Raw genomic sequence first — 18,623 nt, 5'->3', positions numbered from 1 at the left:
GCTCAGGCCGATCCCCGCCACATCACTGACGTCTCCAGCACTTCCGCGGGGCTTGGCAATCCTTTGATCTGGGCCAGCACCAGTTCCGCCGCCCGCTTTCCGAGGAGATCCGCCGGCTGCCTGACCGTGGACAGCTGTGGCCTGCACCGCAGCGCCCAGCTGCTGTCGTCGAACCCGACGATCCCCACGTCCTCCGGAACCTGCCGGCCACTTTCCTGCAGGGCTGTCATTGCGCCGGCGGCCACCGCGTCGGATGCAGCGAAGACGCCGTCGAGGTCGGGGCGACGCCTCAGCAGTTCCTGCATCCCCTCCAACCCGAACCCATACGTGTACAGCGGGTATTCCACCACCAGCCCGGGATCGAACAGGTCCCCCATCGCGGCCTTGAACCCGGCAAGCCGGTCCTGGCCGGAGTCACGGTCCAGCGCGCAGGCGATCATGCCTACCCGGGTGCGCCCGGTGCCCAGCAGGCGGGCAGTAATGGCCTCGGCTGCCGCCGCATTGTCGATTGCTACGTAGGGGATATCCGGGATCCCCGGTGGGTGTCCGACGAAGGCTGCCGGCACGCCGAGATTCTTGACCGCCAAGGCAATCGGGTCAGAGGCCCTCGCCGACACGATTACTGCGCCGTCCACCAGACCGCCCTGGAGATAGTCCGCAACCCGGCGGCTATCCCGTTCGGAGTCGATGATCAGGGAAACCAGCTGGTAGTCGGCCGCCGACAGCACCGCGTTGGCGCCCAACAGGATCGACCCGATGTTGGGGTCTTCGAACAACAGTGAGTGGGGTTCATGAATGATCAGCCCGATAGCCCCGGACTGCTGGCGGACCAGGTTCCTGGCCACCGAGTTACGCACGTACCCGACCCGGAGGATCGCCTCTTCCACGGCGAGTTTTGCATCGTCGGACACGTAGCGTTCCCCGTTGACCACCCGCGACACCGTCCCCCGGGACAGCCCGGCCGCTGATGCAACATCATTGATGGTTGCCCTTCGGATGCGCGTACGCGTTGACTCCATACCTGTACTTTAGCCGAGCACTTGTCTACCCCTGAGGGTCACCCCACGCCGGCTTTCCATCCGCGGGCCGATAATTCCGTTGACAAGTAAATGTGACGTGCCTTACTCTGGGAACGTTCACAGAAAATCTCGATGGCGAGCTTGTTTGCCGAGTCTGGGAGCGTTCACAGAACGCATCCGATTCACCGGCTTTCCTCGGAATGAACGTTCACGAACTACGAGGAGCCGGGTTGAATTCGAGCACTACCAGCGTCACCGACCTCTCCGGTACCGGAGAGCTGGTCTACGGCTGCGACTACAACCCCGAGCAGTGGGATCCCGCTGTCTGGCCCGAGGACATCCGGTTGATGAAGGAGGCGGGCGTCAACCTCGCCGCCATCAATATCTTCGGCTGGGCCGAGCTGGAACCGGCCGACGGCGTCGTGACGTTTGACCGGCTGGACGAGGTCATCGAGCTGCTCCACGCCAATGGCATTTCAGTGAACCTCGGCACCGGGACCTCATCCCCTCCCCCCTGGCTGACGTCCCTGCACCCGGAGATCCTCCCGCAGATGCCTGACGGCACCCGACGATGGCCTGGCGGCCGCCAGGCATGGTGCCCCAGTTCGCCGGTATTCCGCGAGCGCGCGCTCCGGCTGGTGGAGCGGGTGGCGCAACGGTACGGCAGCCACCCCGCTGTCACCGTCTGGCATGTCTCCAATGAACTGGGCTGCCACAATGCCCTGTGCTACTGCGACGCGTCAGCCGCCGCGTTCCGCACCTGGCTGCAGGCCTGCTACTCCACGGTTGAAGCTCTCAACCTGGCCTGGGGAACATCCTTCTGGAGCCAGCGCTACTCGGACTGGGCCCAGATCCTCCCCCCGAGGGCCACCATCTCGGCCCTCAACCCCACCCAGGAACTCGATTTCCAACGTTTCAGTTCCGACGCGTTGCTTGACTACTACCAGGCCGAAGCCGCAATGATCCGGCGGCACAGCCCCATCCCCATCACCACCAACTTCATGGTGACCGCCCACATCCGCAATCAGGACTACTGGACCTGGGCCCCGGAGATGGACGTCATTGCCAACGACCACTACCTCGACCACCGGCTCAACGCGCCCCTGGCCGAACTGGCGTTCGCCGCCGACACCACCCGCGGGCTCGCCCAGGGCCAGCCGTGGCTACTGATGGAACACTCCACCGGTGCCGTCAACTGGCAGCCCCGCAACATCGCCAAGGGCCCCGGCGAAATGGTCCGCAACTCGCTCAGTCATCTGGCCCGCGGCGCCGATGGCCTCTGCTTCTTCCAGTGGCGCGCGTCGCTGCAGGGCAGCGAGAAGTTCCACTCCGCGATGCTCCCCCACGCCGGCACCGATTCGCAGACCTGGCGCGACGTCGTCGGCCTCGGCGCGTCCCTGAAGAAACTGCGCGAGCTGGCCGGGACGACGGTGCAGGCTGAGGTGGCGCTGGTGTTCAGTTGGGAGGCGTGGTGGGCCCACGATCAGGAGTCACACCCGTCCGGTGACGTCAGCTATCTCGGCCAGGTCCACGCCGCCTACACGGCGCTCTGGGAAGCGGGGCTCACCGTTGACGTCGTCGCGCCGGGTGCTCCCCTCTCCCGCTACAAGTTGGTGGTGGTCCCCAACCTGTACCTGATCCGGGACGAGCATGCAGCAGTCATCAAGGACTTCGTCGACGACGGCGGATCCGCCTTCATCACCTTCTTCAGCGGGATCGTCGATGAGAACGAAAGGGTGCGCCCCGGTGGGTACCCGGGAGCGTTCAGGGACCTGCTGGGGATCCGCTCGGAAGAGTTCTTCCCCCTCGATCCGGCGCATCCGCTCACCCTCGACAACGGGTCTCCTGCCACCCTCTGGTCCGAGGCGCTCCGCCTGACCACCGCCAAGGCGATCCTGAGCTACGCCACGGGCACCCACGCGGGCACGCCAGCGGTGACCCGCAATCACTCGGGCGCCGGGGAGGCCTGGTATGCCGCAACCGTGCTGGACAGCGGGGTCCTCAAGGACCTGCTGCTGCGCGCAGCGGTGACCGCCGGCGTGGTGCTCCCCGAGGTGCAGTCGGGCCTCGAGTCGGTCACCCGGCGCGGGAACGGCCACGAGTACATCTTCCTGATCAACCACACTACCGAGGACCGCAAGCACCAGGTCAGCGGTCTGGAACTGCTGACAGCTGAGGCCGTGGCCGGTGTCGTCGTCGTTCCCGCTGGCGCAGTCCGCGTTGTGCGCACCACACCAGAAACCACCGACGCCCACGGCCCAGCTCGGGGCCGAAAGGATGCAGGCCATGACAGTCACTAGCACTCCGGCCGGGGTGCCGAAGGCCCCCCAGGTTGCGAGGAAGAACCGGTCCTCGGGGGCGCAGCGCCGCGCCGTCGCCCTGTTCATCGCACCGTTCGGGCTCCTCTTCCTCGCCTTCTACGCCATTCCAATCGTCTACGCGATTGTGCAGTCGCTGCTCACCGTGGAACGTGAGGGGACATTCGGGGCACCCCGCCAGGTCTTCGGCGGTCTCGTGCAGTACGAGCAGGTCTTCCAGGACAGCGCCTTCTGGGCTTCGGTGGGCCGGGTGATGGTGTTCGGTGCTGTGCAGGTGCCGATCATGCTGGGGCTGGCCCTGCTGTTCGCCCTGCTGCTGGACTCGCCCCTGCTGAAGGGGAAGAAGTTCTTCCGCCTGGCGTTCTTCGCCCCCTACGCCGTCCCGGGTGTCATCGCCGCCATTATGTGGGGTTTCCTCTACTCCCCGTCGCTTTCACCCTTCGGCGCGGTGACGTCCAACATCGATTTCCTGTCAGCGAACCTCGTGCTCTGGGCCATCGCCAACATCGTGACGTGGGTGTATGTCGGGTACAACATGCTGATCATCTATGCGTCCCTCCTGGCCATCCCCACGGAAATCTACGAGGCCGCGCGGCTCGACGGCGCGAGCAACATCCAAATCGCCTGGCGGATCAAAATCCCCCTGGTCATCCCGGCGATCATCCTGACGGCAGTCTTTTCGATCATCGGCACCCTGCAGCTCCTCGCTGAACCGCAAACCCTGCGTAGCTTCAGCTCGGCAATCAACAGTACGTTCACACCCAACCTCGCGGTCTACACCACCGCGTCCGTGCCGAACTACAATCTCGCCGCAGCGTTTTCGGTGGTCCTGGCACTTGCCACCTTCATCCTCTCCTTCGTCTTCCTGAAGTCGACCCAGCGGAAGGTTACCCAGTGACGGCAGCCCCAGCCACCGCCCCCAAACGCCCACGCGGCGGAGGACCCACACCGCATACCCGGGATGACAATCCGCGCGGCCCCCGCCAGAGCATCATGTCGCGCAGCGCCGCGATGCTCATCATGGGTGTCTTCACCCTCTACTTCCTGACCCCCATCTGGTGGCTCCTCACGACGTCGACGAAAACCGGCGGCGAAATCACCTCGACCGCCCCGCTGTGGTTCACTGCGAACTCGTTCGGGACGTTCTTCGACAATCTGGGCCGGCTGTTCACCTACGGCGACGGGCTGTTCGGCCGGTGGCTCCTGAACTCGGCTATCTATGCGGGGATCGGCGCCCTGATCGGCACCGTCATTGCCGCGATGTGCGGGTACGCGCTCGCCAAGTACGAGTTCAAGGGACGCGAGGCAATTTTCAACATCGTGCTCAGCGGTGTACTTGTCCCCGCGACGGCGCTGGCCCTCCCCCTTTTCCTGATCTTCAGCCAGGCCAATCTGACGAACACCATGTGGGCGGTGTTCCTGCCCAGCCTGGTCAGCCCGTTCGGCGTCTACCTGGCACGGATCTACGCGGCGGCCAGCGTCCCCGGGGAGTTGCTCGAGGCAGCGAGGCTGGACGGATCGGGCGAAATCCGCACCTTCTTCACCGTGTCCACCCGCCTGATGGCTCCCGCCCTGGTCACCATTTTCCTCTTCCAGTTCGTGGCGATCTGGAACAACTTTTTCCTCCCGCTCATCATGCTCCGCGACCAGGTTCTCTTCCCGGTCACTCTGGGCCTGTACGCGTGGAACAGCCAGATCAGCCAGATCCCCGAGCTGCGGTCCCTGGTGATCGTCGGAGCCCTCGTCTCGATCGTCCCGCTGATCATCGCGTTCCTCGCCCTGCAACGTTTCTGGAGCAGCGGCCTCGGCGCCGGGGGCGTCAAATAGCACACAGATTTTCACCATCAGCACCACCTGGTGCGGGGGCAGCCGCCCCCGCACTGCACTACCACCGATAGGAAAGACAATGCGCGTGCACTACGGAAAAGTCACCGCGGCCTTTGCCATCTCTGCGCTGGCTCTCACCGGTTGTTCATCCGGCGAAGACAGCTCGGGTGGCGGGGCCGAAGCGGCACCCTGCGAGGCCTCTGACGGGCCCGTCGAGCTGACCTTCACCACCTGGGTTCCAGGGATGGACCAGGTTGTCGAGCTGTGGAACGAGGAGAACGCCGACATTCAGGTCTCTGTTCAGACCGGCCCCAACGGCAACTCCGGCACCTACCAGAACTTCTTCAACCAGATCCAGGCCGGCAACGCACCAGACCTCGGCCAGATCGAGTACGACGCGCTGCCGAACTTCCGTGTCCAGGACGGGCTTGAGAATATCGCCGAGTGCGCGGGCGTCACGGAGGCCGCCGACCAGTTCGTTGACTGGACCTGGGGGCAGACCACCTTCGGCGAGGAGGGTTCCGTCTACGCCATCCCCCAGGACAGCGGCCCGATGGCCATGTACTACCGCGCCGACCTCTTCGAGGAAGCCGGCATTGAGGTTCCCACCACCTGGGAGGAATATGCTGCCGCCGCCGAGCAGATCAAGGCGGAGGGCTCCTACATCACCAACTTCCCCAAGACAGACGTCAACTGGTTCGCCGGTATGGTCTGGCAGAACGGTGGCCAGTGGTTTGCCAACGACGGCGAGAGCTGGGACGTCAATCTGACCGGCCCGGAGTCCGAGGAAGTTGCGACCTACTGGCAGGACCTGCTGTCCGAGGATCTCGTGTCCACCCTCCCGTCCTTCTCTGACGAGTGGAACGCCTCGTTCAACGAGGGGCAGCAGTGGACCTGGGTCTCGGCCGTCTGGGGCGCCACCACCCTGTCCGACGGAGCACCCGACACCGCCGGCAAATGGGCTGTCGCCCCCATGCCGCAGTGGGAAGCAGGCGGAGAGACCGCCGGCAACTGGGGTGGCTCGTCCACCGCTGTGCTGAAGGGATCGGAGCACCCGGCCGAGGCTGCGGAGTTCGCGTTGTGGCTGAACACCGACCCTGAGGCGCTGGCCCTCGCCAACGAGCTGGGTGGACTGTACCCGGCGGCGAAGTCGGCGACCGAGCTGGAAGCCTTCGCGGGCGGCGTCGAATTCTACGACGGGCAGCAGATCTACGACGTCTTCGCTGAAGCCTCAGCGAATGTTGACCCCAACTTCACCTGGGGCCCAACTATGACCCAGACCTACACCGACGTCTCGGACGGCTTCGGTGCGGCGATTGGCGGCTCCGGCACGCTGATGGAGGCACTCGCGGAGGGGCAGCAGCAGACCATCGACGCGCTGAAAGCCCAGTCCATACCCGTCGCGGAGTAGGAGGTACCTCGCCTCCTGACCACTGATCCTGGACAGTCGTGGAGGGACATGGGCGCTCATGTCCCTCCACGATTCTCGTTCAGCTGGCCACACCAGCGGCGTCGAGGAATTCTGCAGTCACCCGGGCGAGGCTCCGCAGGGCGTCGTCGTCGGAAATAGTCGGGTCACCATCGCCGAAGATTGACCGGTAGGCACCAAACTGGCTATGCTCCATCCCCTCGATTTCGACGACGTCGGCACCACCCGCCGACGCCGCAAGCCGGTCCCGCACCAGCGGGGTGGGCACAATTTCATCCTGGCTCCCCGTCACGGCCAGCACCTCGAGCCCCGGTACATCCGCCAGGACAACCTCTTCTTCGGGGAAGGCCGCCCAGAGCAGCAGCCCATCGAAACCGGGGTGGGCGTCGGCATAACGGGCGGCGGTGATCCCGCCCAGTGAGTGACCGCCGATCGACCAGGAGTCCACTGCCGGTTCCGCAGCGATGATGTCCCGCGCGGCATCGTCCCGGAGCGAGGCGAACCCGTACGGCATCTCGGCCAGATACACTGCTATCCCCGTGGCTTCAACGATCGGCGCCCAGGAGGGCAGGTACGCCTCGGCGACGGTGCGCGCGCCAGGGTAAAAGATCATCCCGGTCTTTGCCGGGCCATCGGCCGGAAGCAGCGCGATGTAGCCTTCCCGGTCAATCACCTGGACGGCGGGGTTGGCGCGGACCGCCGCCACCTCGGCTTCCTCGACGGGCGACGGCGTGAGCAGGACAGCTGCTGCAGTGCCGAGTACGACGACGAGCCCCAGCAGGATGGTCAGCAGCACGCGGCGGAGCCGTCTGCGTTTCGACCGGCGGGCTGGGGTGGACATGCGTCAAGACTACGCGTGGGGCTTTGCCTGGCGCGGCGTCAGCACCCGGTCCCGGCAGCGAATCCGGCAGCCTCGACTGGAAGGCGTCCCGGCGCCGTCGCATCACCGGTCAGAACGTCGAGCACGGCGGCGAAGGCTCCCGGCGTGTTTCCGTAGGCAGCCACCTTGACGGGTGCGTCAACAGCCTCCAACCACCACGGTGCATCAAGGGCAACGGCGATCTCCGCCGGTGCCGCTCCGCCGCCGGCGCCGACCAGGGACACCGTTGTCCCTCCCGGTCCGACGGTGACGCCCCGTTCACCGGCCTCGTCGGTAAAGCGCTGCCGGTCGGTCTCCGTCCCGCCCACCAATGAAGCGGTGCCCTTCAACAGATCCCCTTCGCACTGTGCGGTGAGGACGGTAACCGCCGCCGCGGACGCCGCAGCGCTGGCCCCGGTCTGCTCCCCCGGCGCAGCGGTGACCGCGTCGGTGGCCAGGTCGGCCTGCCACAGCATCAGGGTGACTACCCGGGTGGCGGCCTCGATCAACCGTTCATCGGGAAGGCTGCCGTCCTCAACGGCCGCAACGATTCCCGCATGGGCGGCATAGGCGTCGGTGGGCATCAGCAACAGGTCGGCACCGGCGGCGAGGGCGCGCGGGGCAGCCTGCCCGCCGGGGTAGAGCTGCTCCACGGCCGCCATGTTCAGCGCATCGGTGACCACCACGCCGTCGAAGCCGAGCCCGCGCAGCGCCTCATAGTTGGGGGCCGACACCGACGACGGCACCCCCGGATCCAGCGCTTCCACCGCTAGATGGCCCATCATCATGACGGGCACCCCTGCGTCGACCGCTGCCTTGAACGGCGCCCAGTCACGGGTCTGAAGCTCTTCGAGGGTTGCGGTCTGCACGGGCAGTTCAAGGTGGGAGTCAGCCGGCACCGAACCGTGTCCGGGGAAATGTTTCACGCTGGGCAGCACCCCCGCTTCCAGCATCCCGGTCACGGCGGCGGGTGCCAGCTCGCCGACCAGGGCCGGATCGTCCGAGTAGGCCCGCGCACCGATCGTCGGATCGTTCGCGCCGGTAGTAACGTCCACCGACGGCGCGTGGTTCATGGTGAACCCGAGTCCTGCGAGCTCGGAGTTCATCGCTGCCATGGACGTCTCGACGAGTGCGGGGTCCCCCGCAGCACCGTAGGTCATCGGCGTCGGCCAGGCTGTCAGGGGTGCCCCGAGGCGGGCGACCTGCCCGCCCTCCTGGTCCACGGAGATGACCGCCGGCCAGGTCCTGCCATCCTCCGCAACGGCCGCAGCCAGTCCCCCGGTCACGGCTGCCATTGCCACGGGATCCGCTGCTCCGTTGGCAGAGAGTGGCACGTTGTCGCCCATGACGATGCTGCCAGCCAGGTGCAGGTCCCTGATCGCCTGCTCCTGGCCAGCGGGGTCGGTGCCCGCGTAGAACCCCACGATCACCTGCCCGGCCCGTTCCTCCGCGCTCATGGCGGTGACGGCGGCGACGGCGTCGTCATAATTCTGGGTGCTGGGCCCCCAGGGCAACGCGTCACCCGCCGTGGGGGTCGCTGACGGTTCAGCTGACGGTTCAGCTGACGGTTCAGCTGACGACGACGCCGTCGGGCCGGTCTCAGAGGTGGGGGTGCCACCACCGTTTCCGGCGGGGGTGCAGGCCGTCACGAGCAGGAGAGTGAGGACCGCCAATCCTGGCTGGCGTAAGCCCCGACGGCGTGCCTGATTACCAGTGTTCGCCCGGTGGGCTGCGCTTTTCACTGTATCGATGCTACTCCTGCTCTAATATTGGGACAGTTCTCTTCCGCGGATGACGTGATATCGAGGCAGAATTTTCCAGCAGTCCGGTACCGGTCAGGAGCCAGCCCATGAAGATCGAATTCGCACAGTCAGCACAGTCCACGCTCGGCGTGGAGTGGGAGCTGGCCCTGGTGGACCGCTACAACGGTGAACTGGTGTCGGTAGCCAATCAGGTCCTGCGTGGGGTGGCGGCCAATCACCCCGAGCTGCAGGAGGACGAGGAGCATCCGCATATCAAGCAGGAGTTGCTCTTGAACACGGTGGAGCTGGTGACGGGGATCTGCCACACGGTGGCTGACGCGAAAGCGGATCTGTCCCGTTCCCTGGCGGCCGTGCGCGAGGTCACGGACCCGATGGGTGTTGAGCTCTTCTCCGCCGGATCGCACCCGTTCAGCGTCCCCCGGTCCCAGCCCGTGACCGACAGGGAGCGCTACTACAAACTGATCGACCGCACCCAGTGGTGGGGCCAGCAGATGGTCATCTACGGGGTGCACGTCCATGTGGGGCTGGACCACCGGGACAAGGCGATGCCGGTCCTGGATGGTCTGGTGAACTATGTGCCACATTTCCAGGCCCTGTCGGCGTCGTCGCCGTTCTGGGGTGGCGACGACACGGGCTACGCCTCGCAGCGCTCCCTGATGTTCCAGCAGCTGCCCACCGCCGGGCTTCCCTTCCAGTTCCCCTCCTGGGCCGAGTACGAGTCCTATGTGCAGGACATGTTCACCACCGGTGTGATCGACGCCGTGAACGAGATCCGGTGGGATATCCGTCCGGTGGGGAACCTCGGGACCATCGAGATGCGGGTGTGCGACGGGTTGTCCACCCTGGAGGATGTCGGAGCGATTGCCGCGCTGACCCAGTGCCTGGTCGACGAATTCTCCACCACCCTCGATAACGGTGGCACCATCCCCACCATGCCGCCCTGGCATGTGCAGGAAAACAAGTGGCGTGCCGCGCGGTACGGGATGGAAGCCATCATCATTCTCGACGCGCAGGGCAACGAGCAGCTCGTCACCGATCATCTGGTCGAGGTGCTCGACCGGCTGCAGCCGGTGGCGAAGAAGCTGGGCTGCGTCGAGGAGCTCGGTGACGTGGAGAAAATTCTCACCCGCGGCGCCGGCTATCAGCGGCAGCGCCGGATTGCCGCCGAGCACGACGGCGACCTCAGCGCCGTCGTCCTTGACATGGTCGCGCAGCTCCGGCAGTAGCGTTCTTGAGCCTCACCCCATCCCCGGACCGGTCAGGCGAACACGCTGGTGACGGGGAGCGAGGAGTCGGTGGCGAAGCGCAGCCCGGTGGGCTCCCCGCCGTTCATCACGATCTGCGCCCCCAGCGCCGCGACCATCGCACCGTTGTCGGTGCACAGCGACAGCGGCGGGACGGTCAGGGTGATCCCCGCCGACGCACACCGCTGGGCGGTCAGGGTCCGCAGCCGCGAGTTGGCTGCCACCCCGCCGCCCAGCAGCAGGTTGGTGATCCCGTGCTCGCGGCACGCCAGCACCGCCTTGGAGGTAATCACGTCGACGACTGCCTCCTGGAAGGACGCGGCAATGTCGGCAACCGGGAGGTCGACGCCGTCGGCCTCGTATTGCTCCACGCAGCGGGCGACGGCGGTTTTCAGGCCGCTGAACGAAAAGTCGTACCGGTGCGGGCCGGGCTGTTCGGCCGTTCCCAGGTATTTGGGCTGGGTGAGCCCCCGGGGGAAGCGGATCGCTTTCGGATTGCCCTCCGCGGCAAGGCGGTCGATCGCCGGGCCGCCCGGGTACCCGAGGCCCAGGATGCGGGCTACCTTGTCATAGGCCTCACCGGCGGCGTCGTCGATGGTGCACCCCAGCAGCTCGACGTCGGAGGCGAGATTGTTGACCCGGAGGATTTCCGTGTGACCACCCGAGACCAGCAGGGCACCGAGATTCGAGGGAAGTCCGTCGGGAAACGCCGAGTCGAGCACTCCCACGCCCACATGTGCCACCAGATGATTCACAGCGTAGAGCGGCTTCCCGGTGGCAAGCGCCAGCGCCTTCGCCCCGGAAACGCCCACCATCAGCGCGCCGGACAGCCCCGGGCCGGAGGTCACCGCGATGGCATCGATCTCCCCCAGCGTGACGCCGGCGTCGGTGAGGGCCTGCCGGAGGGTCGGCACAAACGCGTCGAGGTGCGCCCGGGAGGCGATCTCCGGGATCACTCCCCCAAACCGGACATGTTCGTCCATCGACGACGACACGGTGTTGGTGAGCAGGTGCGTCCCGCGGACAATGCCGACACCGGTCTCGTCGCAGGATGATTCGATCCCGAGGACCAGCGGGTTCTCACGGTTCACAGGATCAGCCTCATCACCCAGGCGTCGACGCCGTCGCGGTAGTACTTGCGCCGGGTGTGGATGTGCTCAAATCCGGTCAGGGTATACAGTTTCTGCGCCCGCGGGTTATCGGCCCGGACCTCCAGCAATACCTCGGTGGCGCCGCGGTGGCGGGCTTCGGCCAGCAGTTCGGTCAGCATCGCGGTCCCGATGCCCTTCCCCTCGCACTCGGGAAGGACGCCGATGGTCTGGATGTCGGCTGTCGTGTCAATGCACATCACTCCCGCGTAGCCGACGAGCCGCCCCCCGCTTTCCGCGAGGAGGTAGCGGCGTGTTTCGGTCTGGGACACCTCGTCGAGAAACATTTCCAACGGCCAGGCGTCGATGGGAAACAGCTCCAGCTCAAGCCGTGCGACGGCGGGGACATCCGCGAGCAGCAGGTCGCGCAGGGAGAAGCTCATGCCGTGGCCCGTTTCCGGGGTCCGGGGACCCGCGCGTCGGACTCCCGCAGGTAGAGCGGTGTCGTGTCCAGCAGCTCCAGGCCGGCGGTGAGCCTGCGGTACGCCGCGCGTCCCAACGCTGCCGCCGACGGGTGAACGTCGGTGAACCCCTCCACCCCGGCCAGCGCCTCAGGGTACAGCCCGGCACCCTTGCCATAGGCGGGCAGGGCAGGGAGCGACGTCGGCGCTCCCACCTGCGGACCGGCCACCAGTTCGGGGACACCCCCGTCGGCGCGGTAGCGTGCCCAGTAGACCTCTTTCCGCCGGGCGTCGGTGGCGACGAGGAACTCTCCGGATCCGGCGTGAGCACCGGCATCCTCGGCGATCGAGTCGAGGCTCATCACGCCGTGCAGCGGGACGTCCCAGACGTAGGCGAGGGTCCTGGCCGTGGCCAGCCCGGCCCGCAACCCGGTAAAGGGGCCCGGTCCTACGCCCACCACGATGGCGTCGAGATCGGCTCCGGAGATTCCCTGGTCGGCCAGCAGAGCGGCGACAGCGGGAGCCAGCACCTCCGCGTGGGTCCTGGTGTCCTCGGTGGCGAACCGCCCAATGACGACGCCGTCCAGCAGGAGGGCGGCGCTCGCCGCGGCGGAAGTATCGAGGGACAAGATCAGCATCCTGCCAGCCTAATCCAGCGCGGTGACGGCCGGCGGCGTATTCGCCCACCGCTGACCGAAGCCGGTGATGAGAACCCTGCGAGGCTCATCGTCCTCGTCCGATTCGGCGGAGGCACCCGCCATCGCTGGCCGCTCCAGACGGATCTCCAGACGGCTCTCCGCGAGGTGCTCCACCCGCCCGGCACCCCATTCCACCACGGTGACGCTTGAATCCATGCTGGATTCCAGGTCGAGGTCATCAATGTCGGCGGGAGACTCGAGCCGGTAGGCGTCTGCGTGGACCAGGGCGGGACCGCCGGTGAGGGACGGGTGCACTCGAACCAGCACAAAGGTGGGCGAAATGACCCCGGGCCGGACACCGAGGCCCTGCCCCAGCCCCTGGGTGAAGGTGGTTTTCCCCGCGCCGAGGCTTCCGGAGAGGATCAGCAGGTCGCCGGTGGTGAGGTCGGCCGCGAGCGCAGCGGCGAACCGCTGCAGCTCAGCCGCCGACTGGACGGTGAAGGTGCGCGTCCAGTGCTGAACGTCGGCGCTGTTACTGGTTTGCACTGGGGAGTGTCCCGTTCAGGTAGGTGCGCGGGACCCGCCCGCTGATCCGCGTCACAATCTCGTAGTTGATCGACCGGCTGGCATCGGCCCAGTCATCGGCACTGGGATCGGCCGGGTACCCCCCGAACAGAACTGCGGGATGACCCAGCAGGCTCCGGTCGGTGCCCACTATCCCGGTGGTCTGGAGGTCAATCACCAGCTGATCCATCGCGATCCGGCCGACCACCGGATACCGGCGACCTCCCACCAGCACCGGCGCGCCGGTGGCGACCCGGGGGACGCCGTCGGCGTAGCCCACGGGAATCAGGGCCAGGGTGGTGGGCTGGGTGGTCCGGTAGGTCAGGCCGTAGGAGACTCCCTGACCGGCGGGGACCTCCTTGCAACTGGCTACCGAGGTCACAAACCTCATCGCCGGGCGCAGGCCCAGACTTGCCGAACTTTGGCCATGGAAGGGTGACAGCCCGTAGATGCCGAGGCCCACCCGTACCAGGTCGAAATGGGTGTCGGGGCGGGACAGGGCCCCGGGGGTGTTGGCGAGGTGCCGAAGTTCGACGTCGACGCCGGCGTCCTCTGCCACGGCTACCGCTTCACGGAAGCGGCGGATCTGCTCGTCGGTTTCGTGGCGCTCCGGTTCATCGGCCACGGCCAGGTGGGAGAATATCCCGACTACCCGGAGCAGCCCCGCCTCCTGCTGCTCCAACGCCCGGCCGATCAGCGTGTCCCACTCTTCAGGGGGGCAGCCGTTGCGCCCCAGCCCGGTGTCGATCTTCAGCTGCACCCGCGCTGGCCGTTCCTGCAGCCGGGCCGCCGCCACCACGTACTCCAGTTCCCACCCGGACACGCCGATGTCGATGCCGTTCCGGATTGCCGCACCGAAATCTGACTCGACCGTGTGCAGCCAGGCCAGGATGGGTGCTTCGATGCCTGCCGCGCGGAGGTCGAGGGCCTCCGAGATGTGGGCGACCCCCAGCCAGGAGGCCCCCGATTCCAGCGCGGCCCGGGCCACCTGCCGCGCGCCATGACCATAACCGTCAGCCTTGACCACTGCCATCAGCCGGGCCGGGCTGACGACGTCGGCGATGTGCCTGACGTTGTGGCGCACTGCGTCGAGGTCAATCTCCACCCGCCGTTCGACGGCCGGGGGATCAGTTAAGAAACTCACTGCTCTATTCTGTCATTTCCCCACATCAGGATTCTCCCAGCGGGCGGTTCGCGGCGAACCACCACGGAACCATCCGGGCGGATCATGCGTCGGACTGGCGGGCGATGGTCGCCGAGGCCCGGCGCACCGCTTCCAACGGAACTCCCGACACCAGGTGCTCGAGAAACTCGTACCGCCTCAGCCACTGCTTGCGGACCTTGTCGCGGGATGCGCTCATCCGGTGCCACCAGTCGGCAATGTCGCCCCAGCCCGGTGCGGCGAGGGACCCGCCGACCTCCTGCACTGACAGGGCGGCGCACAGGTTGGCGAACCGCAGCCGGTCAGCCAGGGAGAAGCCGGCCAGGTCCCCCATCACAAACGCCGCACCGAAGCAGTCGCCCGCCCCGGTGGGGTCGTAGGCTTTCACCGGCAGAGCAGGTACCCACTCCTCCTCGCCCGTCAGGGAGTCGATGGCGATGGCTCCCTGTTGCCCGACGGTGACTACCGCTACCGGCACCCGGTCGGCGAGCGCGTACAGGGCGGCCCAGGGGTCGTCGGTGCGGGTGTAGGCCATCGCCTCGGTGTCGTTGGGCATGAATGCGTGAAAATATTGCAGGGTGTCCAAAGCACTCCCCGACCATTGCCCGGTCGGGTCCCAGCCCACATCGCCGAACAACCGGGTTCCGTTGGCCCGGGCGGCGAGGGCCCACGGCTCCAGCTCAGGTTCAACGCTGACGACGGCGGCACGGCAGCCCGGGAGCGGGTCACCCACCAGCTCGGTGGCGGAGGCCGGCGACGGGTGGCCGTGAGTGACCATCGATCGGTCACGCTGCACGGACAGGGACACCGTGACAGGTGAATGCCAGTTCTCGAAGGTCCTGGACCGGGACAGGTCAACGTGCTCCTGGTCGCGCAGGATGCCCTTGTTGTAGTCGCCGTAGCCGTCGTCTCCGAACGCGGCGGAGAGTGTGGTGCGCAACCCGAGCCGACTAGCAGCAATCGCCTGGTTGGCCACACCGCCGGGACACGATCCCATCCCGTCGGCCCACACTTCGGTGCCCGGTGTCGGCAGCTGCTCGAGGCCGGTGAAGACAATGTCGAGGAAGACCGAGCCGCTGAGCAGCAGGTCGAACTCCGGGTCGGACGCGGAGCGGCTGGCAGCCAGAGGATCAAAACGATGCGCGGTACCCATGTACGGCACAATACTCTTAGGCTCCCGGCACGCAGCATCCCTGTGACGCCGGGAGCACCGCGGCGGCCGTGTGAGGCCGGCGCAGCACTCACCGACACCGTGGAGGGTTCATGAAACTGGTCATCGTGGGCGGCGGCGGCTTCCGGGTCCCCCTCGTGTACCGGGCCCTGTCGGCGGGGCAGTTCGCCGGGGTGATCGACCAGGTGGTGCTGCACGATTCGGATCCGGGCCGGTTGAAGGCCATCTCCCGGGTATTACAGACCATGCCGCTGCCCGCCGGCTCGGCCCGGCCCCACCTTGCAGCGGAAGCCGACCTCGACGCCGCCCTGGTGGGGGCCAACGTCGTCTTCGCCGCTATCCGGAGCGGCGGCGCCGCGGGGCGGGTGCTCGACGAACGGGTTGCCCTGGACGAGGGGCTGCTGGGTCAGGAGACGGTGGGCGCCGGCGGAATCTCCTATGCGCTGCGGTCGGTACCGCAGATGCTGGCGGTCGCCGAATCCATGCGGCGTGTCTGCCCCGACGCCTGGCTGATCAATTTCACCAATCCGGCCGGCATGGTGACGGGGGCGGTTCAGACCATTCTGGGCGACCGCGCGATCGGGATCTGCGACTCGGCATCAGGGCTCGTGTCACGGTCCGCGGCCGCCGCGGGAGTGCCCCTCGTGGAGGGTTCGCTCAGCGGCGTCGACTATGTGGGACTGAACCATCTCGGCTGGCTGCGTGGTCTGACGTACGACGGCGTCGACCGGCTCCCCGCGCTGCTGGCCGACCCGCGTCGCCTCGCCTCGTTCGAGGAGGGCAGGGTCTTTGGTCCGGACCTGCCACGGCTGGTGCAGGCGGTACCCAACGAGTACCTGTTCTACTACTACTACCACCGGGAAGCGGTGCGGGCTTTGGCCGGCGCAGCCGAAACCCGCGGCGTGTTTCTCCACCGCCAGCAGGAGCAGCTGTACGCCGAGTTGTTGACCACACCCGAGCCGTTCGCCGTCTGGGAGGGGGCACGGTTGGCCCGCGAGGAAGGCTACCTCGCGGAGGCCCGCCCGGAGGCGGAGGAACGCGACGAATCCGATCTGGCCGGCGGCGGGTACGAGCGGATCGCCCTCGCGGCGATGCGGGCCCTGCTCACCGATCAGCCCACTGAGCTGATCGTCAACGTACGCAATAGGGGTGTGCTTCCTGCGTTGCCGGCAGACGCCGTCGTCGAACTTCCCGCCCGCCTGGACTGGACCGGGGCGACACCGCTCCCTACCGGGGCCCTGACCCCGCACCAGCTGGGCCTGATGGCGCAGGTGCTCTCCGTGGAGGAAGCAGTGGTGCATGCTGCGGTACACGCCGACCGCGACTCAGCCATGCGGGCGTTCCTGCTGCATCCACTAATCGACTCGGCCCATGCTGCCGCGCGGCTACTCGCCGGGTATGAACGTGCCTTCCCCGCCCTCGCTGCCTACTGGAAGTAGCCACCCAGCGACGCGAGGGTGGCTACAGGTCCCTGAACATGACGTGCAGCCCCACAAAGCCCTCCCTGGGGTGCCTGAACGCCCCGGGGATGGTGGCGAGAACACGGAAGCCCAGGGATTCCCACAATCGGACCGCCCGGGTGTTCGTCTCCACCACGGCGTTGAATTGCATCGCCCGGTAACCCTGTTCCCGCGCCTGCGCCAGGACGTGCCGCGCCAGCAAACGGCCCACGCCCCGGCCGGCGGCCTCGCCCGCCACCATAAAACTCGCGTTAGCCACGTGTGATCCACCGCCTGCCCGGTTCGCATGCAGCTGAGCCGTCCCGACGACGACGGCCCCGGCACCACCTCCGGCACCACCTTCACCGGTGGCGGAGCCGGTCGCCTCAGCGACGTAGACGTGCATCGAGGGATCGGCGGGGGCCAGCCACTCGGCCCGGGCCTGCGCCTCGGACATGCCGGTGTCCCAGCAGTAGGTCTCGCCGGCACGGACCACCGGTGCCATGATGGCCCAGAGGGCAGGCCAGTCGGCGTCGGTGGCCAGCCGCACCCCCAGCCCTTCGGCGTCGAACATCGGGTTAGGCGTCGAGGGCCTTGGCCCACAGGTTGATGTCCGATTCGACGGCGAATTCGTCGATGGCCGTCAACTCGTCCTGGCTGAAGTCGAGGTTCTTCACGGCGGCGAGGCTGTTCTCCAGCTGCGAGACGCTGGAGGCGCCGATCAGCGCCGACGTGATCGCGCTGCCCTTGGACTGTTCCCGCAGGATCCAGGCGATCGCCATCTGGGCGAGCGACTGCCCGCGGCCCTGCGCAATGGTGTTGAGCCCCCGCACCCGGCGGAGGTTGTCCTCCGACAGGTGCGCCTCGGAGAGCGACTTGTCCGACGCCGCCCGCGACCCTTCGGGGATACCGTCGAGGTAGCGGTCGGTCAGCAGACCCTGGGCGAGGGGCGAGAACGCGATCGACCCGACTCCCTCCTGTTCCAGCACCTCGGGAAGGTTGGGGGTGCCGTTCTCCACCCAGCGGTTGAGCATCGAGTAGGAAGGCTGGTGGATCAGCAGCGGCGTGCCGAGATCCCGCAGGATGGCAGCCGCCTCCACCGTCTTCTCCGGTGAGTAGGAGGAGATGCCCGCGTACAGGGCCCGGCCCGAGCGCACAGCAGTGTCCAGGGCTCCCATGGTCTCTTCCAGCGGGGTGTTGGGGTCCGGCCGGTGGCTGTAGAAGATGTCCACGTAATCCAGGCCCATCCGGTTCAGCGACTGGTCGAGGCTGGCCAGCAGGTATTTGCGGGATCCCCATTCGCCGTACGGACCGGGCCACATGTCGTAGCCGGCCTTACTGGAGATGACCAGCTCGTCACGGAACGGCGCGAAATCGTCCTTCAGGTGGCGCCCGAAGTTGGTTTCGGCGCTGCCGGCCGGTGGCCCATAGTTGTTCGCCAGGTCAAAGTGGGTCACGCCCAGGTCGAAGGCACGGCGCAGGATGTCGCGCTGCGTCGCAAACGGCTTGTCGTCGCCGAAGTTGTGCCACAGGCCAAGGGACACCGCGGGCAACTGCAGGCCGCTGCGGCCCACCCTGCGGTAGGGCATCGAGTCGTAACGGTCATCTGCTGGGTGGAAGGTCATGGTCTCTCCTAGGTCT

General features: G+C 67.0%; 17 protein-coding genes. 6 read left to right on the top strand and 11 right to left on the bottom strand.

From position 1 onward, the window contains the following. Positions 1-2: 2 nt before the first annotated feature. Complete coding sequence (locus tag IWX62_RS04715; protein ID WP_196840222.1) at positions 3-1,019, bottom strand: LacI family DNA-binding transcriptional regulator; 1,017 nt, start codon at positions 1,017-1,019, stop codon at positions 3-5. 230 nt (positions 1,020-1,249) lie between these two features. On the opposite strand from IWX62_RS04715, the gene IWX62_RS04710 reads away from it, so the two are divergent. From IWX62_RS04710 to IWX62_RS04695, 4 genes are all read left to right on the top strand, one after another. After that, positions 1,250-3,319: a beta-galactosidase gene (locus IWX62_RS04710; RefSeq protein WP_196840221.1), complete on the top strand. Its 2,070-nt coding sequence runs from the start codon at positions 1,250-1,252 to the stop codon at positions 3,317-3,319. Beyond that, a complete protein-coding gene (locus tag IWX62_RS04705) occupies positions 3,306-4,235 on the top strand; it encodes a carbohydrate ABC transporter permease (protein ID WP_442859235.1) in 930 nt (309 codons plus the stop codon). Before IWX62_RS04710 ends, IWX62_RS04705 begins: the two co-directional genes overlap by 14 nt. Positions 4,236-4,330: 95 nt before the next feature. Further along, the gene (locus tag IWX62_RS04700; protein ID WP_196840427.1) at positions 4,331-5,164 is read left to right on the top strand and encodes a carbohydrate ABC transporter permease; all 834 of its coding nucleotides are present in this window, start codon (positions 4,331-4,333) and stop codon (positions 5,162-5,164) included. Between the two features lie 79 nt (positions 5,165-5,243). Further along, positions 5,244-6,575: an ABC transporter substrate-binding protein gene (locus IWX62_RS04695; protein WP_196840219.1), complete on the top strand. Its 1,332-nt coding sequence runs from the start codon at positions 5,244-5,246 to the stop codon at positions 6,573-6,575. A 79-nt stretch (positions 6,576-6,654) separates the two neighbouring features. Here IWX62_RS04695 and IWX62_RS04690 read toward each other — a convergent pair whose 3' ends face one another. After that, positions 6,655-7,434, bottom strand: a complete 780-nt coding sequence (locus IWX62_RS04690; RefSeq protein ID WP_196840218.1) for an alpha/beta hydrolase — start codon at positions 7,432-7,434, stop codon at positions 6,655-6,657. A gap of 38 nt (positions 7,435-7,472) precedes the next feature. After that, complete coding sequence (locus tag IWX62_RS04685; RefSeq protein ID WP_333483215.1) at positions 7,473-9,194, bottom strand: glycoside hydrolase family 3 N-terminal domain-containing protein; 1,722 nt, start codon at positions 9,192-9,194, stop codon at positions 7,473-7,475. A 107-nt stretch (positions 9,195-9,301) separates the two neighbouring features. Between IWX62_RS04685 and IWX62_RS04680 the strand changes: the two genes are divergently transcribed. Beyond that, the gene (locus tag IWX62_RS04680) at positions 9,302-10,441 is read left to right on the top strand and encodes a glutamate--cysteine ligase (protein ID WP_196840217.1); all 1,140 of its coding nucleotides are present in this window, start codon (positions 9,302-9,304) and stop codon (positions 10,439-10,441) included. 32 nt (positions 10,442-10,473) lie between these two features. Here the strand turns inward: IWX62_RS04680 and tsaD are convergent, their stop codons facing one another. The 6 genes from tsaD to IWX62_RS04650 form a co-directional block, all read right to left on the bottom strand. Beyond that, the gene (gene tsaD, locus IWX62_RS04675) at positions 10,474-11,550 is read right to left on the bottom strand and encodes a tRNA (adenosine(37)-N6)-threonylcarbamoyltransferase complex transferase subunit TsaD (protein ID WP_196840216.1); all 1,077 of its coding nucleotides are present in this window, start codon (positions 11,548-11,550) and stop codon (positions 10,474-10,476) included. Continuing rightward, the gene (rimI, locus tag IWX62_RS04670; protein ID WP_196840215.1) at positions 11,547-11,990 is read right to left on the bottom strand and encodes a ribosomal protein S18-alanine N-acetyltransferase; all 444 of its coding nucleotides are present in this window, start codon (positions 11,988-11,990) and stop codon (positions 11,547-11,549) included. The genes tsaD and rimI overlap by 4 nt, the downstream gene beginning before the upstream one ends. Further along, positions 11,987-12,646, bottom strand: coding sequence for a tRNA (adenosine(37)-N6)-threonylcarbamoyltransferase complex dimerization subunit type 1 TsaB (gene tsaB / locus IWX62_RS04665; RefSeq protein ID WP_196840214.1), 660 nt, complete (start codon positions 12,644-12,646; stop codon positions 11,987-11,989). The genes rimI and tsaB overlap by 4 nt, the downstream gene beginning before the upstream one ends. A gap of 9 nt (positions 12,647-12,655) precedes the next feature. Next, positions 12,656-13,192: a tRNA (adenosine(37)-N6)-threonylcarbamoyltransferase complex ATPase subunit type 1 TsaE gene (tsaE, locus tag IWX62_RS04660; RefSeq protein WP_196840213.1), complete on the bottom strand. Its 537-nt coding sequence runs from the start codon at positions 13,190-13,192 to the stop codon at positions 12,656-12,658. Further along, positions 13,179-14,354 (bottom strand): alanine racemase, encoded by a 1,176-nt coding sequence (alr, locus tag IWX62_RS04655; RefSeq protein WP_196840212.1) that lies wholly within the window; start codon positions 14,352-14,354, stop codon positions 13,179-13,181. Before alr ends, tsaE begins: the two co-directional genes overlap by 14 nt. Positions 14,355-14,436: 82 nt before the next feature. Beyond that, positions 14,437-15,525 (bottom strand): carbohydrate kinase family protein, encoded by a 1,089-nt coding sequence (locus tag IWX62_RS04650; RefSeq protein ID WP_196840211.1) that lies wholly within the window; start codon positions 15,523-15,525, stop codon positions 14,437-14,439. A gap of 110 nt (positions 15,526-15,635) precedes the next feature. On the opposite strand from IWX62_RS04650, the gene IWX62_RS04645 reads away from it, so the two are divergent. Beyond that, complete coding sequence (locus IWX62_RS04645; protein ID WP_196840210.1) at positions 15,636-16,982, top strand: family 4 glycosyl hydrolase; 1,347 nt, start codon at positions 15,636-15,638, stop codon at positions 16,980-16,982. Positions 16,983-17,004: 22 nt separating this feature from the next. Here the strand turns inward: IWX62_RS04645 and IWX62_RS04640 are convergent, their stop codons facing one another. Both IWX62_RS04640 and mgrA read right to left on the bottom strand, forming a co-directional pair. After that, a complete protein-coding gene (locus IWX62_RS04640) occupies positions 17,005-17,556 on the bottom strand; it encodes a GNAT family N-acetyltransferase (RefSeq protein ID WP_196840209.1) in 552 nt (183 codons plus the stop codon). A 4-nt stretch (positions 17,557-17,560) separates the two neighbouring features. After that, positions 17,561-18,607, bottom strand: a complete 1,047-nt coding sequence (gene mgrA, locus IWX62_RS04635) for an L-glyceraldehyde 3-phosphate reductase (RefSeq protein WP_196840208.1) — start codon at positions 18,605-18,607, stop codon at positions 17,561-17,563. Positions 18,608-18,623 lie beyond the last annotated feature (16 nt).

The sequence above is a fragment of the Arthrobacter sp. CAN_A1 genome, assembly GCF_015751665.1.
Classification (GTDB): domain Bacteria; phylum Actinomycetota; class Actinomycetes; order Actinomycetales; family Micrococcaceae; genus Arthrobacter_D.
This window is presented reverse-complemented; position numbering and strand designations above follow the sequence as displayed.

Excerpts from the sequence above, each read along its gene's own strand:
- IWX62_RS04705 (WP_442859235.1), top strand. The coding sequence starts at position 3,306 with ATGACAGTCACTAGCACTCCGGCCGGGGTGCCGAAGGCCCCCCAGGTT.
- IWX62_RS04715 (WP_196840222.1), bottom strand. The coding sequence starts at position 1,019 with ATGGAGTCAACGCGTACGCGCATCCGAAGGGCAACCATCAATGATGTT.
- IWX62_RS04680 (WP_196840217.1), top strand. The coding sequence starts at position 9,302 with ATGAAGATCGAATTCGCACAGTCAGCACAGTCCACGCTCGGCGTGGAG.
- IWX62_RS04695 (WP_196840219.1), top strand. The coding sequence starts at position 5,244 with ATGCGCGTGCACTACGGAAAAGTCACCGCGGCCTTTGCCATCTCTGCG.
- IWX62_RS04700 (WP_196840427.1), top strand. The coding sequence starts at position 4,331 with ATGTCGCGCAGCGCCGCGATGCTCATCATGGGTGTCTTCACCCTCTAC.
- tsaB (WP_196840214.1), bottom strand. The coding sequence starts at position 12,646 with ATGCTGATCTTGTCCCTCGATACTTCCGCCGCGGCGAGCGCCGCCCTC.
- mgrA (WP_196840208.1), bottom strand. The coding sequence starts at position 18,607 with ATGACCTTCCACCCAGCAGATGACCGTTACGACTCGATGCCCTACCGC.
- IWX62_RS04650 (WP_196840211.1), bottom strand. The coding sequence starts at position 15,525 with ATGGGTACCGCGCATCGTTTTGATCCTCTGGCTGCCAGCCGCTCCGCG.
- IWX62_RS04645 (WP_196840210.1), top strand. The coding sequence starts at position 15,636 with ATGAAACTGGTCATCGTGGGCGGCGGCGGCTTCCGGGTCCCCCTCGTG.
- IWX62_RS04690 (WP_196840218.1), bottom strand. The coding sequence starts at position 7,434 with ATGTCCACCCCAGCCCGCCGGTCGAAACGCAGACGGCTCCGCCGCGTG.
- IWX62_RS04640 (WP_196840209.1), bottom strand. The coding sequence starts at position 17,556 with ATGTTCGACGCCGAAGGGCTGGGGGTGCGGCTGGCCACCGACGCCGAC.
- rimI (WP_196840215.1), bottom strand. The coding sequence starts at position 11,990 with ATGAGCTTCTCCCTGCGCGACCTGCTGCTCGCGGATGTCCCCGCCGTC.